10 protein-coding genes are annotated in these 14185 nt (G+C 73.4%); 5 read left to right on the top strand and 5 right to left on the bottom strand.

Features of this window, described 5'->3' with window-relative positions; all coding sequences use genetic code 11:
* Positions 1 to 56: 56 nt before the first annotated feature.
* Positions 57 to 2273: an ATP-binding domain-containing protein gene (locus ABCS02_RS02320; protein ID WP_345834002.1), complete on the bottom strand. Its 2217-nt coding sequence runs from the start codon at positions 2271 to 2273 to the stop codon at positions 57 to 59.
* Positions 2274 to 2525: 252 nt separating this feature from the next.
* On the opposite strand from ABCS02_RS02320, the gene ABCS02_RS02315 reads away from it, so the two are divergent.
* A complete protein-coding gene (locus tag ABCS02_RS02315; RefSeq protein ID WP_345834001.1) occupies positions 2526 to 4226 on the top strand; it encodes a DEAD/DEAH box helicase in 1701 nt (566 codons plus the stop codon).
* Between the two features lie 224 nt (positions 4227 to 4450).
* Here ABCS02_RS02315 and ABCS02_RS02310 read toward each other — a convergent pair whose 3' ends face one another.
* The 3 genes from ABCS02_RS02310 to ABCS02_RS02300 all read right to left on the bottom strand — a co-directional run bounded on the left by ABCS02_RS02310 (position 4451) and on the right by ABCS02_RS02300 (position 6657).
* Positions 4451 to 5053 carry a TetR-like C-terminal domain-containing protein gene (locus ABCS02_RS02310; RefSeq protein WP_345834000.1) on the bottom strand — a complete coding sequence of 201 codons (603 nt, stop codon included), beginning with the start codon at positions 5051 to 5053 and terminating at the stop codon, positions 4451 to 4453.
* 113 nt (positions 5054 to 5166) lie between these two features.
* Positions 5167 to 6021 carry an alpha/beta hydrolase gene (locus ABCS02_RS02305; RefSeq protein WP_345833999.1) on the bottom strand — a complete coding sequence of 285 codons (855 nt, stop codon included), beginning with the start codon at positions 6019 to 6021 and terminating at the stop codon, positions 5167 to 5169.
* Between the two features lie 54 nt (positions 6022 to 6075).
* The gene (locus ABCS02_RS02300) at positions 6076 to 6657 is read right to left on the bottom strand and encodes an NUDIX hydrolase family protein (protein ID WP_345833998.1); all 582 of its coding nucleotides are present in this window, start codon (positions 6655 to 6657) and stop codon (positions 6076 to 6078) included.
* Between the two features lie 110 nt (positions 6658 to 6767).
* Between ABCS02_RS02300 and ABCS02_RS02295 the strand changes: the two genes are divergently transcribed.
* The 3 genes from ABCS02_RS02295 (at position 6768) to ABCS02_RS02285 (ending at position 12929) form a co-directional block, all read left to right on the top strand.
* Complete coding sequence (locus ABCS02_RS02295) at positions 6768 to 7418, top strand: dienelactone hydrolase family protein (RefSeq protein WP_345833997.1); 651 nt, start codon at positions 6768 to 6770, stop codon at positions 7416 to 7418.
* A 63-nt stretch (positions 7419 to 7481) separates the two neighbouring features.
* Positions 7482 to 12146, top strand: a complete 4665-nt coding sequence (locus ABCS02_RS02290) for an ATP-dependent helicase (RefSeq protein WP_345833996.1) — start codon at positions 7482 to 7484, stop codon at positions 12144 to 12146.
* 6 nt (positions 12147 to 12152) lie between these two features.
* Positions 12153 to 12929: a DNA-formamidopyrimidine glycosylase family protein gene (locus tag ABCS02_RS02285; RefSeq protein WP_345833995.1), complete on the top strand. Its 777-nt coding sequence runs from the start codon at positions 12153 to 12155 to the stop codon at positions 12927 to 12929.
* Positions 12930 to 12951: 22 nt separating this feature from the next.
* On the opposite strand, the gene ABCS02_RS02280 is transcribed toward ABCS02_RS02285, so the two are convergent.
* A complete protein-coding gene (locus ABCS02_RS02280; protein ID WP_345833994.1) occupies positions 12952 to 13542 on the bottom strand; it encodes an NAD(P)H-dependent oxidoreductase in 591 nt (196 codons plus the stop codon).
* Positions 13543 to 13627: 85 nt separating this feature from the next.
* Between ABCS02_RS02280 and ABCS02_RS02275 the strand changes: the two genes are divergently transcribed.
* On the top strand, positions 13628 to 14167 hold the full coding sequence (locus tag ABCS02_RS02275) for a hypothetical protein (RefSeq protein WP_345833993.1): 540 nt from the start codon (positions 13628 to 13630) through the stop codon (positions 14165 to 14167).
* Positions 14168 to 14185 lie beyond the last annotated feature (18 nt).

Raw genomic sequence — 14185 nt, 5'->3', positions numbered from 1 at the left:
GAGAATACAGGAATAACTCAGTTATCGCACAGAAATACTTGTATTACGTGTGTCGCCTAGCCCTCCACCAGCGTCAGTCGCTGCGTCGGCCGGGTCATCGCCACATACAGCGACGCCGCCCCGCGGACGGACTCCGCGGCGAGCGCCGCCGGGTCGGCCAGGACCACCGCATCGAACTCCAAGCCCTTCGCCTCGTACCCGGTCAGCACGGAGATCGGGCGCGTGAGCCCAGCCGCCCCGCGCGCCGCCGCATCGCCGAACCGCGAGCGCACCGCCGCCGCCACGGCCTCCACCTCGGCGGCCGTCGCGATTACCGCGAGCGTCCCCTCCGCGTCGAGCGACCGGTCGTGCGCCACCGCCTCCGCGACCGCTGCCGCGAGTCCGGCGTCCTCCGCCGGCACCCGCCGGATCGGCCAGTCGCCCTCCCGTACCGCGCGCGTCGGCGTGATCGGGAGGCCTGCCTCGGCCGCGATCCGCTCCGCCTCGCGCGTGATCTGCGCGGGCGTGCGGTAGTTGACCGTCAGCTCCTCCAGACGCCAGGCGTCCTTGAACACCGGGCTGAGGGCTTCGTCCCAGCTCGTCGCGCCGGCCGCCGACGCGACCTGGGCGATGTCGCCGACGATCGTGAACGACTTCATCGGGCAGCGGCGCACCAGCACGCGCCACTGCATCGCCGACAGCTCCTGCGCCTCGTCCACGACCACGTGGCCGTAGGTCCACGACCGGTCGGCGAGCGCGCGCTCGGCGGTCGTGCCGCGGTCCTCCTGCTCGGCGAAGCCGTCGGCGAGCTGCTCGGCGGTCACCAGGCCCTGCACGCCCATGTTGCGGATGGCCGCCCGCGCGTTCTCCAGGTCGCGCTTGCGCTGCCGGTCCCGCTCGCGCGAGGCGTAGTCCGCGCGGCCGGGGAAGTCGCCCAGCAGCTCGGCGGCCTCGTCCAGGAGCGGCACGTCCGACACCGTGAACTCCGCCGTCCGGTCGCGCAGCAGGGCCTCCCGCTGCGCCGGCGTCCACCGCGGCGTCAGCTCGGCCAGCCACGACGGGCGCGCGTACAGGTCCTGCAGCAGCTTCTGCGGGGTGAGCGGCAGCCAGGCCGTGTTGAGCAGCACGCGGACGTCGTAGGACGTGCGCAGATCCTCCCGCAGCACCCGGAGGTCCGCGTCGTCGATCGTCGAACCGCCGGCGCGGAGCTGGGCTGCGAGCTGGTCGGTGAGTTCGCCGAGCGCCTGCTTCACGAACGTGACCCGCGCGACGTTGTGCGGCTTGCCGGTGCGCTGCGCCTTCGCGAGTGCGCGCTGCACGAGGTCGGGCTGGACGACGAGGCGCTCGTTGTCGACCACGATCGTCTGCGGCTCGGTGGGCGCCTTCTGCCGCGACTTCACGGCGCGGGAGAGCAGGCGCGCCATCTGGAGGGAGCCCTTCAGGCGGGCGGCCTCCGGCTCGTCCTCGGTCGTGGCCTCCACGCCGGGGAACAGCTCGCCCAGGGTCTGCATCACGACCCCGGTCTCGCCGAGCGACGGGAGGACGGCCTCGATGTAGCGCAGGAACGCGGGCGACGGGCCGACGACGAGCACACCGGAGGCGCTCAGCCGCTGCCGGTTCGCGTACAGGAGATAGGCGGCGCGGTGCAGCGCCACGGCGGTCTTGCCGGTGCCGGGGCCGCCCTGCACGACCAGGGCGCCGCGGATGTCCGAGCGGATGATGCGGTCCTGCTCGGCCTGGATGGTCGCGACGATGTCGTGCATGCGGCCTGTGCGCTGCGCGGTGAGGGCGGCCAGCAGCGCGCCCTCCCCCTGCACCTTCTCGCCGGACGCGTCGCCGTCGAGCAGGGCCTCGTCGAAGACCTCGTCGTCGATCCTGACCACCTGGCGGCCGTTCATGGTGAGGTGGCGACGGGCGCGCACTCCCATCCGCTCGTTCGCGGTCGCCTGGTAGAAGGCGCTCGCCTGCTGGGCGCGCCAGTCCACGAGCAGCGAGCGCTGGTCGTCGTCGCGCAGGCCGACGCGGCCGATGTAGCGGTGGTCGGTGCCGTCGACCTTCTCCTCCAGCAGCAGCCTCCCGAACACGAGCCGGGCGTCCACGTCGCGGAGCTGCACGAGCTGGTCCTCGTACAGGCGGGCGAAGGCGTCCCGTTCGCTGCGCGCCTGGTGGTTGCTCCCCACGCTCTCACGGCGCACCCGCGTCAGCCGCTCCTCCGTCTCCGCCCGGAGCGTGTCGAGACGCTCGTACAGGCCGGAGACGACGGTGCGCTCACGATCGAGCTCGGATCCCTGCACGCGCGAACCACCTTCCGGGATTACGGGCCGACAGTCTACGACGTCCGGCTAGGAATGCGCTCCCAGCAATCGTGCGGCGCGTACCACTAGACTCGGTGAACCAGCACTGCTGGCATGCCGGCGCCGCCGGCCTGCGCGAGCGCCGGGCGGACCCCCGCCGCGCACCACCCTCTTCTTTCCGGCGAAGACGTCGCCCTCTTGCGACGCCGCCGGACCAGCCCGAAATGGGCCGACCCTGCCAGAAAGGCATTTGTGACCAACCAGACTTTCGCCGACTTCGGCGTGCCCGCTCCCCTCGTCGCCGTCCTCGCGGCCGACGGCAAGTCGGAGCCGTTCCCCATCCAGGCCGACACCCTGCCCGACACGCTCGCCGGACGCGACGTCCTCGGGCGCGGGAAGACGGGCTCGGGAAAGACGATCGCGTTCTCGCTGCCGATGGCCGCGCGCCTCGCGGCGTCGGCGGCGGGAGGTCGCCCCTCCCGCGGCTACCGCCGCCCCCGCGGCCTCGTGCTCGCCCCGACCCGCGAGCTCGCCACCCAGATCGACGCGACCCTGAAGCCTCTTGCGGCCGCGCTCGGCCTGACCACCACGACGATCTTCGGCGGCGTCTCCCAGAGCCGCCAGGTGACCGCGCTGCAGGCGGGTGTCGACATCATCGTCGCCTGCCCCGGACGTCTCGAAGACCTGATGAAGCAGGGCATCGTCCACCTCGACAAGGTGGAGATCACGGTGCTGGACGAGGCCGACCACATGGCGGACCTCGGCTTCCTGCCGACCGTCACACGCATCCTCAACGCCACGCCGGCCCGCGGTCAGCGCCTGCTGTTCTCGGCGACGCTGGACAACGGCGTCGACAAGCTCGTCGCCAAGTTCCTCACCAACGAGGTGCTGCACTCGGTGGACGACGCCACCAGCCACGTGGAGGCCATGACCCACCACGTCTTCGAGGTGAGCGACCAGGACGCCAAGAAGGACCTGATCGTGGCGCTCGCCTCCGGTCGCGGCCGCCGCATCATGTTCATGCGCACCAAGCACCAGGCCAAGCGCCTCGCCAAGCAGCTCACGTCGGCGGGCATCCCCGCGGTGGACCTGCACGGCAACCTCAGCCAGGGCGCCCGCGACCGCAACCTCGCGGCGTTCGGCAGCGGCGATGTGCGCGTGCTGGTGGCGACGGACGTCGCCGCCCGGGGCGTGCACGTCGACGATGTGGAGCTGGTCGTCCACGTCGACCCGCCCGCGGAGCACAAGGCGTACCTGCACCGCTCGGGCCGCACCGCCCGCGCGGGGAGCGCCGGCGACGTCGCGACCGTGATGCTGCCGGAGCAGGCGGGCGACGTGAAGTCGCTGCTGCGCGCGGCGGCCATCACGGCGACGCCGCAGCGGGTGACGGCGGAGTCGGCGGCGGTGACCGCGCTGGTGGGCGAGCGCGCGGAGCGCGTCGCGCCGGCGCCGGTCGCTGCGGGCGGCAACGGCGGCGGCCGGGGCGGGAACGGCGGCCGAAACGCGGGCGCCGCGGGTGGCTCGGGTTCCGGGAACGGCGGGCGGCGGCGCCGCGGCGGCCAGAACCGGGCGGCCGGCGACGCTGGGCGCGCGGGCGGCCAGAACCGGGCGGCCGGCGACGCTGGGCGCGCCTCCGGCGGCCAGAACGGCGGCCAGGCCGCGCGCGGCGACAGCGCCGGGAACCGTTCCGGCCAGAGCAGCACGGGCCGCAACCGCCGGAACTCCGGCCGCGATGTCGCGGCCTCGACGGGCGACGGCGCGGGCCGCGGTCACGGCCGCGGAGGGCGCGCCGGCGGCGAGGGCCGCCCCGCTGCCGACCGCAACGGCGCCCCTCAGGCATCCGGCCGCGGCGGTTCGGGCCGCGCGGGCGCTCCGCGCCAGGGCCTCCGCGTCGGCGACGTCGTGAGCGGCAGCACCAGCCGAGGACGGGGCACCCGCCGCGCCCGCGGCTGACCCAGCCCCCTCCAACAACGGAGGAGATCCCGCCCCCACCGGGCTGGATCTCCTCCGTTGCCTGCTTAACGGCCACGGTCCCAGGCCGATCTCCTCCGTTGCCGTCGCCGTAGCTAGCGGAGGACTTTCGGTGCGCGACTGGCGGGATTGTCGGGTAACGGAGGAGATTCGGGCCGCACCTTGCGGGATGTCCTCCGTTGCCGACGTGGCGTGGGCAGGGTGGGTCAGGGTGCGGCGGGGGTGAGGGTGGCGATGCCGGCCTCGATGCCGTCGATCAGGAGGCGGAAGCTGCGGTCGAGGTCGTCGGGGAGGCCGAAGCCCCCGCCGAGTTCGAGGGTGATGAAGCCGTGGAGGGCGCTGCGCAGCATCCGGATCGCGTCGACGGTCGCCTCCTCCGGCAACCCGAAGCCGCGCAGCGCGGCGGCCAGGACGGCGATGGTCTCGGCGGCGCGGGCCGCGAGCTCGGCGTCGTCCTCCGATCCCAGGTGGGGGGCTACCTGCGTCGCCGCATACCGGCCGGGATGGCGGTGGGCGTAGGCGCGGACGGCGTCCGCGGCCGAGTGGAGGGCGTCCGGGCCGGAGCGCCCGATGGTCGCCTCGGCGAGCACCGCGGTCAGCTCGGTGACGCACTCGGTCGCCACGACGCGGCGCAGGTCGTCGAGCGACGCGACGTGCTTGTAGAGGCTCGGCACCGCCACGCCGGCGCGGGAGGCCACGGCGGCGAGGGTCAGCTTGTCGAGGCCGCCTACGCCGCCGGCGTCCACGACATCGAGGGCCACGGCGGCGACCGCGGAGCGGGTCAGCCCGGCCCTAGGCACGGGCGTCACCCGGGTGTGCGACCGCGCTCGTTGCAGCAGCCAGGCCGGCGGCGCGAGTCGTGCACGCGCCGCGCAGCGGCCCCACCCCACCATCCAGCACGGCGGCGCCGCCCGCCCGTGCGCTACGCACGCGCCCCACCCCATCCGCTCCCGCGCCGCTCCGCCAGGAACCCCAGCGTCGCCGGGACGATCACGTCCGGCCGCTGGGCCTGCGGGTAGTGGCCGGACTCGGGGACCCGGACCACCTCCGCGCCGAGGGACTCGATCCAGTCGGCCTCGGCGGCCGGGTCCTTGTAGTCGGGGTCGAGGGCGCCGACGAAGGCGAGGATGGGGGCCTTCACCTCCGGGAGGCGGGGCTCGACGACCGAGTGGGTGAGCTGGAGGGTGAGGTGGCGGAAGGAGCGCAGCCGGCCGGGCTCCTTCATGTTGCGCTTGAGGTCGGCGGTGTGCTCCTTCAGCCACGGGGCGGTGCGGCCCTTGTTGATCGAGCGATAGTAGCCCGCCCAGAAGGCCGGGCCCCACGGGCCGGTGAACAGCACGCGGTACATGCCGTGGATGGACGCGACGGCGAACCGGCTCATCGCGGGGTCGCGCAGCAGCGGGCCGTAGAGCACGAGGCCGACGATCGCGTCGGGGCGCTCGGCGGCGGCCCATGCGGCGGCCGCGGCGCCCATCGAGTTGCCGAGCACGACGGCGTCGCCGCCAAGTTCGTCGATCAGCGCGATCAGGTCGCGGGCGGTGGCGATGTCGCCGAACTCGCGGAAGGTCGTGTCCGACTCGCCGTGCGCCCGGAGGTCGGTGACGGCGACGCGGTAGCCGGCCTCCAGCAGCGGGCCGGTCAGCTCGCGGTAGGTGGAACGGAGATCGCCCATCCCGGGGACGGCGACGACGAGCGGGCCGGAGCCCTCGACGGTGTAGCTGATGCGTCCCTCGGGGCGCTGCAGGTACCGGACCTGCGAAGCGATGGAAGTGTTCATAGCCCTAAAGCTAATACCATTAGCTAACGAGCGCAAGCAGAAACTGAAAACCCGTCAGACGATCTTGCCGACCGACGCCATCGCCGCCTTCACCAGCACGCCGCGACCGCCTTCGAGCTCCTCGCAGACCGTGTGCGAGACCGCCTCCTCCGGCGTCATCCAGGTGATCTCCAGCGCGTCCTGCCGCGGTTCGCAAGTGCCGGTCACCGGTACGACGTACGCGAGCGAGACCGCGTGCTGCCGCTCGTCGGTGAACGCCGACACCCCCGGCAGCGGGAAGTACTCCGCGACCTGGAACGGCACAGGGCTCGCGGGCAGCAGCGGGAACGCCATCGGGCCGAGGTCCTTCTCCAGGTGCCGGAACAGAGCCTCCCGCAGCGTCTCGCCGTACATGACCCGGCCGGAGACCAGCGTCCGGGTGATCTCGCCCACGGCGTTGGCACGCAGCAGCACGCCGACCTCGGTGACCTGGCCCAGGCCGTCGACCCGAACCGGCACGGCCTCCACGTAGAGCAGCGGCAGCCGCCGGCGGATCTGCTCCAGCTCGATGTCGCTCAGCCAGGCGGGACCGGGCTGGACGCCGTCGCCGTCGAGCGGGTCGGGGGTCGGGTCTGGGTCGGGGGTGCGCACGCTCATGCACTGATCCTACGGATGCCGCACCCCGCCGCCACCAGTACAGACTGATCTGTGGACTGCGCCGCGATCTGGGGGCTGTGGAGGACAACCGGACGTGCGCAGAATGGACCATGCCCTTCCCCGCCCCCGAGCTCCACCTCGACCACGAGGCCGTGCTCTGGTCCGCCGGCGAGACCGACCGCGTCGGCCGACCCCGGCTGATCCTCCTGCACGGCTACGGCTCGGACGAGGCCGACCTGTTCGGGATCTCGGCGTACCTGCCGCTGGAGCCGGTGATCGCCTCGCTGCGGGCGCCGATCCCGGAGGGCCCCGGCTTCGCGTGGTTCTCGCGCTTCACCAACATCTCGGTCGACCCGCTCGCGGCCAACGCCGACGCGGCCGCGCGCGCCGTCCTCGACTGGCTGGACGACCAGCCGGACGTGCCGACCGGCCTGCTCGGCTTCTCGCAGGGCGGCGCGCTCGCCATCCAGCTCATGCGTCTCGCGCCGGAGCGGTTCGACTTCGCGGTGACGCTGTCCGCGTTCGTCGTGCAGGGCACCGAGGACGGGGATGCGGCGCTCGCGGAGCGTCGGCCGCCGGTGTTCTGGGGCCGCGGGACGCACGACGACACCATCCCCGCGGCCGGCGTCGCGCGCGCGGCCGAGTGGCTGGCCGCCCACACGGACCTCGACGCGCGCATCTACGAGGGCCTCGGCCACGGGATCTCGCCGCTCGAACTCGGCGACATCTCCTCCTTCATCCGCGCGCACCTTCCGCGCTGACGGCCGGAGGCCCCTCGCGGCCTCCCCTTGGCGGTGTCGGTGGCGGGGAGCAGGATGGAAGCGATGAGCGACGTGCTCGACCGGTTCTCCCCCGCGACCCGTGAATGGTTCCGCGGGGCCTTCGCCGCGCCCACCGACGCCCAGACCGGCGCCTGGGAGGCCATCTCGCACGGCCGGCACGCGCTGGTCATCGCGCCGACCGGCTCGGGCAAGACGCTGGCGTCGTTCCTGTGGGCGATCGACCGGCTGGCGAGCGAGGAGCGGCCGCCCGACGCCCGACGCGGAACGCGGGTCCTCTACATCTCGCCGCTGAAGGCGCTGGGTGTGGACGTGGAGCGCAACCTCCGTGCGCCGCTGGTCGGCGTCACGCAGACGGCGCGGCGGCTCGGAGCCGAGCCTCCGCATGTCAGCGTCGGCGTCCGCTCCGGCGACACCTCGTCGTCCGACCGCCGCGCATTGGTCGCCTCGCCGCCGGACATCCTGATCACCACGCCCGAGTCGCTCTTCCTGATGCTCACGTCGCAGGCGCGCGAGACGCTCACCAGTGTGGAGACCGTGATCGTGGACGAGGTGCACGCCGTCGCGGCCACCAAGCGCGGCGCGCACCTCGCGCTGTCGCTGGAGAGGCTGGATGCGCTTCTCGAGAAGCCCGCCCAGCGCATCGGCCTGTCCGCCACGGTGCGGCCGCCCGAGGAGGTCGCGCGGTTCCTCGGCGGCAGCGCGCCAGTGGAGATCGTGGCACCCGCCGCGGGCAAGCGGTTCGACCTCCGCGTGGTCGTGCCGGTCGAGGACATGAGCGAGCTCGGCACCTCCACCTACGCGAGCGACAACGACGACGGCTCCGCGCCGCAGGCCGGCTCGATCTGGCCGCACGTGGAGGAGGCGATCGTCGAGCGCGTGCTGGAGCACCGCTCCTCGATCGTGTTCGCGAACTCGCGCCGGCTGGCCGAGCGCCTCACCGCCCGGCTCAACGAGCTGTACGAGGAGCGGCTGCTCGGCGGGGACGCGGGAGGCGCGTCCGCCCGGCCCCCGGCTGAGCTGATGGGCGGCTCCGGCCAGACCAAGGGCTCCGCGGCCGTCGCCGATCCGGAGTCGCTGGTCCTCGCCCGCGCGCACCACGGCTCGGTCAGCAAGGAGCAGCGCGCTCTGATCGAGGACGACCTCAAGTCCGGGCGGCTGCGCTGCGTCGTGGCGACCTCCAGCCTGGAGCTCGGCATCGACATGGGCGCCGTGGACCTCGTCGTCCAGGTGGAGGCCCCGCCCTCGGTCGCGAGCGGGTTGCAGCGCGTCGGCCGCGCCGGCCACCAGGTCGGCGAGGTGTCGCGCGGCGTGGTCTTCCCTAAGCACCGCGCCGACCTCATCCACTCGGCGGTCGCGACCGAGCGGATGGTCGGCGGCCTGATCGAGACGATGCGCATCCCGACGAACCCGCTCGACATCCTCGCCCAGCAGACGGTGGCGGCGACGGCGCTGGAGCCGCTCGACGCCGACGACTGGTTCGACACGGTCCGCCGCAGCGCGCCGTTCGCGACCCTGCCGCGCAGCGCCTACGACGCGACGCTCGACCTCCTCGCCGGCCGCTACCCGTCCGACGAGTTCGCCGAGTTGCGGCCGCGCATCGTCTGGGACCGCGACGCCGGCACGCTCACGGGCCGGCCCGGCGCGCAGCGGCTCGCCGTGACCAGCGGCGGCACCATCCCCGACCGCGGGATGTTCGCGGTCTACATGGTCGGCGAGCGCGCCAGCCGGGTGGGCGAGCTGGACGAGGAGATGGTCTACGAGTCGCGCGTCGGCGACGTGTTCGCGCTGGGGTCGACGAGCTGGCGCATCCAGGAGATCACCCACGACCGGGTGCTGGTGTCGCCCGCGTTCGGCGAGCCGGGGCGGCTGCCGTTCTGGAAGGGCGACGGCATCGGCCGGCCGGCGGAACTGGGCGCGGCGGTCGGCGCGTTCGTCCGCGAACTGAGTGCCGCCTCCCCCGCCGACGCCGAGCTGCGCTGCGTGGAGGCCGGGCTCGACGCGTTCGCGACAGCCAACCTGCTGGCGTTCCTGCGCGAGCAGAAGGAGGCCACCGGTCATGTGCCGACCGACCGCACCCTGGTGGTCGAGCGGTTCCGGGACGAGCTCGGCGACTGGCGCGTGGTGTTGCATTCCCCGTACGGCATGCAGGTGCACTCGCCGTGGGCGCTGGCCGTGCAGGCGCGCGTCCGCGAGCGGTACGGGATCGACGCGGGCGCGATGGCGGCCGACGACGGGATCATCGTGCGTATTCCCGACACGGAATCCACGCCCCCCGGTGGCGAGCTGTTCGTGTTCGAGCCGGCCGAGCTGGACGAGCTGGTGACCCTGGAGGTCGGCGGCTCCGCGCTGTTCGCCTCCCGGTTCCGCGAGTGCGCGGCGCGTGCGCTGCTGCTGCCCAAGTACAACCCGGGCAAGCGGTCGCCGCTCTGGCAGCAGCGGCAGAAGGCCTCCCAGTTGCTCGACGTCGCGCGCAAGTACCCGAGCTTCCCGATCATCCTGGAGACGGTGCGCGAGTGCCTGCAGGACGTCTACGACCTTCCCGCGCTGGACGAGGTGGCGCAGAGCATCGCCCAGCGCCGCATCACGCTGGTGGAGGCCGCGACCGAGACGGCCTCGCCGTTCGCGCGCTCGCTGCTGTTCGGCTACGTCGCGGCGTTCATGTACGAGGGCGACAGCCCGCTGGCGGAGCGGCGGGCGGCGGCGCTGTCGCTGGACGCGGGGCTGCTGGCCGAGCTGCTCGGCCGCGCGGAGCTGCGCGAGCTGCTCGACCCGTCGGTGATCGAGCGGGTGGAACTGCAGCTTCAGCGACTCGATCCCGAGCGGCGGGTGCGTGGTGAGGAGGGCGTGGCCGACCTGTTGCGGCTACTCGGGCCGTTGACGGTGGCGCAGGTGGCGGAGCGGTTGCAGGGTGAGGAGGTGGAGGCCGACTCGGATGCGGATGAGGTCGCCCCCGCTCACGCGACCCACGCCACCGCCCTCGCCCACCTGAGCTCTCTGGTCGACGCCAAGCGCGCCCTCGCCGTCACCATCGCGGGCGAGGAACGGTACGCCGCGATCGAGGACGCCAGCCGCCTGCGCGACGCGCTCGGCGTCCCGCTCCCCATCGGCGTGCCGGTCGCATTCATCGAGCCGGTGGACGATCCGCTCGGCGACCTCGTGAGCCGCTACGCGCGCACCCACGGCCCGTTCGAGGTCGCGGAGGTCGCCTCCCGGTTCGGGCTCGGCCCCGCGATCGTGCACGACGCGCTGCGCCGGCTGTCGCGCGACGGCCGCGTCGTGGAGGGCGAGTTCCGCCCGCACGCGACCGGGTCCGAGTGGTGCGACGCGGAAGTCCTGCGGCGGCTCCGGCGGATGTCGCTCGCGGCGCTCCGCCAGGAGGTCGAGCCGGTCGAGACGGCGACGTTCGCGCGATTCCTCGGCGACTGGCAGCACGTCGGCTCCACCCTGCGCGGCGTGGACGCCGTCGCGTCGGTGATCGAGCAGCTCGCAGGGGCCCGCATCCCGGCCTCCGCGTGGGAGTCGCTGGTGCTGCCGAGCCGCGTCGCGGACTACAGCCCTGCCATGCTGGACGAGCTCACCGCCACCGGCGAGGTGATCTGGGCGGGCGACGGCTCGCTGCCGGGCAACGACGGCTGGATCAGCCTCAACCTCGCCGACTCGGCCCCGCTCACGCTGGCCCCGCCGACCGACCACGATCCCGACGAGCTGCAGCGCGGCGTTCTGGCGGCGCTCGCGCGCGGCGGCGGGTACTTCTTCCGGCAGCTCTCCGACACCCTGGGCGCCGAGCGCGGCGAGGCGATCGAGGACGCCGTCCTGGTGACCGCGCTGTGGGACCTGGTCTGGGCGGGCCTGGTCACCAACGACACCCTCGCTCCGCTGCGCACGCTGACCGGCGGAGGAGGCGGCGCCCACAAGCGTCCGCGGCAGCCCACCCGCTCCCGGATGTACCGCGGCCGGGTCGGCGCCCCGCGCACCTCCGCGATGGTCACCCGGATGGGACCTCCGACCGTCGCCGGCCGCTGGTCGCTGCTCCCCGAGCGCGACCTTGACTCCACGGTCCGCGCGCACGGCCAGGCCGAGACGCTGCTCGACCGCTACGGCGTGGTCACGCGCGGCTCGGTGATGAACGAGGGGACGCCGGGAGGCTTCGCCCTGGCCTACAAGGTGCTCAGCGGCTTCGAGGACAGCGGGCGCGCGCGCCGCGGCTACTTCGTGGAGACACTTGGCGCCGCGCAGTTCGCGAGCGGGCCGACCGTGGACCGGCTGCGCACCTTCGCCCGTGATCACACGCAGCCGCGGCCGTTCGACGCGGTCGCCCTCGCGGCGACCGACCCCGCCAACGCGTACGGCGCCGCGCTGCCGTGGCCGGCCGTCCCCGCTCCCACCGGAGGGGTGGAGGGCGGCACCGGCCACCGGCCCGGACGCAAGGCGGGCGCGCTGGTCGCCCTGGTCGACGGCGAGCTCACGCTCTACGTGGAGCGCGGCGGCAAGAGCCTGCTCTGCTTCGCGGACCAGGAGGACGACGGTGTGCGTCCCGCGCTCGTGGCGGCCTCCCGCGCCCTGGCGGGCCTGGTGACCTCCCGCCGTGTCGACAAGCTCGCCATCGAGACCGTCAACGGCGCGAGCGTGCTCGGCAGCCCGCTCGGCGCGGCCCTCACGGAGGCGGGGTTCCTCGCCACGCCGCGCGGCCTCCGGCTGCGGGGATGACGACCGATGCCCGAGGGTGACACCGTCTACCAGACGGCCGCGCGTTTGCGCCGCGCGCTGCAGGGCCGGCTGCTGACCGAGACGGACTTCCGGGTGCCGCAGTACGCGACCGTCGACCTCAGCGGCCGGCACGTCGACGAAGTGGTCAGCCGCGGCAAGCACCTGCTGATCCGGGTCGGCGACCAGACCATCCACAGCCACCTCAAGATGGAGGGCTCGTGGGAGGTGTATCCGCCCGGCGGCCGGTGGCGGCATCCCGGGTTCCAGGCGCGCGTGGTGCTGCAGACCGCCGAGACGCAGGCCGTCGGCTTCCAGCTCGGCGTCCTGGAGGTGGTGCCCCGGTCGCAGGAGGACGCCGTCGTCGGCCACCTCGGCCCTGATCTGCTCGGCCCGGACTGGGACGCCGCCGAGGCCCTCCGCCGGCTGTCCGAGCACCCGGACACCCCGATCGCGGTCGCCCTGCTCGACCAGCGGAACCTCGCCGGCATCGGCAACGTCTACGCCAACGAGCTGTGCTTCGTGCGCGGGATGCTGCCGACCCGTCCGGTGCGGGAGGCCGACCTCCCCGCCACCGTCGACCTGGCGCGCCGGATGCTCGTCGCCAACCGCGACCGCACCGTGCGGGTGACGACCGGCGACACCCGCCGCGGCCGCAACACCTGGGTGTACGGCCGCGACGGGAAGCCGTGCCTGCGCTGCGGGACGCTCATCCGGCGAGCGGAGCTCGGCCGCACCGCACTCGAGCAGCGGGTGACCTACTTCTGCCCCGTCTGCCAGACCTGAGCGCTCGCGAGGGCGGTTCGGACTAGGCGGCGGCGTCCTCGGAGACGTCGGCGTCGCTTTCAACGCGGACGGTGGCGAGAGCCGCGGACCACGACTCGAGCTGGTCGAAGAGCGGCGTCAGGCCGGCCTCCTGCGCGGCGGTCGGCTTCAGCGACCAGTTCTCGAAGTCGTGCTGGAGGCTCAGGCCGACGAACGCGCTGACCGTCGCGACCTGGAGCTGCGAGAGCACGAGCCGCAGGTGCTCGACCGCGCGGGCGCCGCCGAAGACGCCGTAGCTGACGAAGCCGGCCGCCTTGTTGAACCACTCGGCCCCGACGAAGTCGATCGCGTTCTTGAGCACGCCGGAGGTGCTGTGGTTGTACTCGGGCGTGACGAAGAGGTAGCCGTCGAACTCGGCGATCTTGGCCGCCCACGCCTTGGTGTGGTCGTTGGCGTACTGGCCCATCGCGGCGGGCATCGGCTCGTCGAGGTGCGGGAGGTTCCACTCGGCGAGGTCGACGAGCTCGTACTCGGCGCCGTCGCGCTTCTCGGCGTGCTCCAGTACCCAGCGGGCGACGGACTCCCCGTTGCGGCCGGGGCGCGTGCTTCCGATGATGATGGCGATCCTGGTCATGTCAACCTTCCTGATTTGATGACGTGTCACCTTTCGGGAACCTGCGGCGTGCCGCCGGTATTCCCGTGCCCGCTAGGCTCGATCCATGTCCGACCGGCGCGCTCCCGACGACGCTCATCTGCCCGCCGACGCCACCGAGGAGGAGCGCCGGGAGGCCGGCGACCGCCTCCGGGAGCGCATCTATGTGACGTTCACCGCGCTCGCGATCCTGATGGCCCTGAACGCGCACGGCGAGCACCTCGACTCGCCCACAGTGCTGTGGACGCTCGTCATCTCGGTGGTCGGCGTGCTGCTCGCCGGCCTCGCCTCCGACCTGGTCTCGCACATGATCGTGCACAACACCCTGCCGACCGCCCGCGAGTTCCGGCACCTGCTGGCCGTCGCCTCCCGCGCGCTCACGGTCCTCGTCGTCCCGGTGCTCGTGATCGTGGCTGCGATGCTCGGCTGGATGGAGGCCCGGACGGCCGTCGTGATCGCCATCACCGCCCTCATCGCGTCGCTCGCGGTGATCGCGCGCATCGCGGTGTCGCGCACCGGGATCGCCGGGTGGAAGCAGCTGATCGTGCTCGTCGGCATCGTGGCGCTCGGCGTGCTGGTCGTGTTCCTGGAGCAGCTCGCGCACTGAGGCCCGGCGCCACAGCGC

This window comes from Microbacterium sp. X-17 (assembly GCF_039615055.1).
This window is presented reverse-complemented; position numbering and strand designations above follow the sequence as displayed.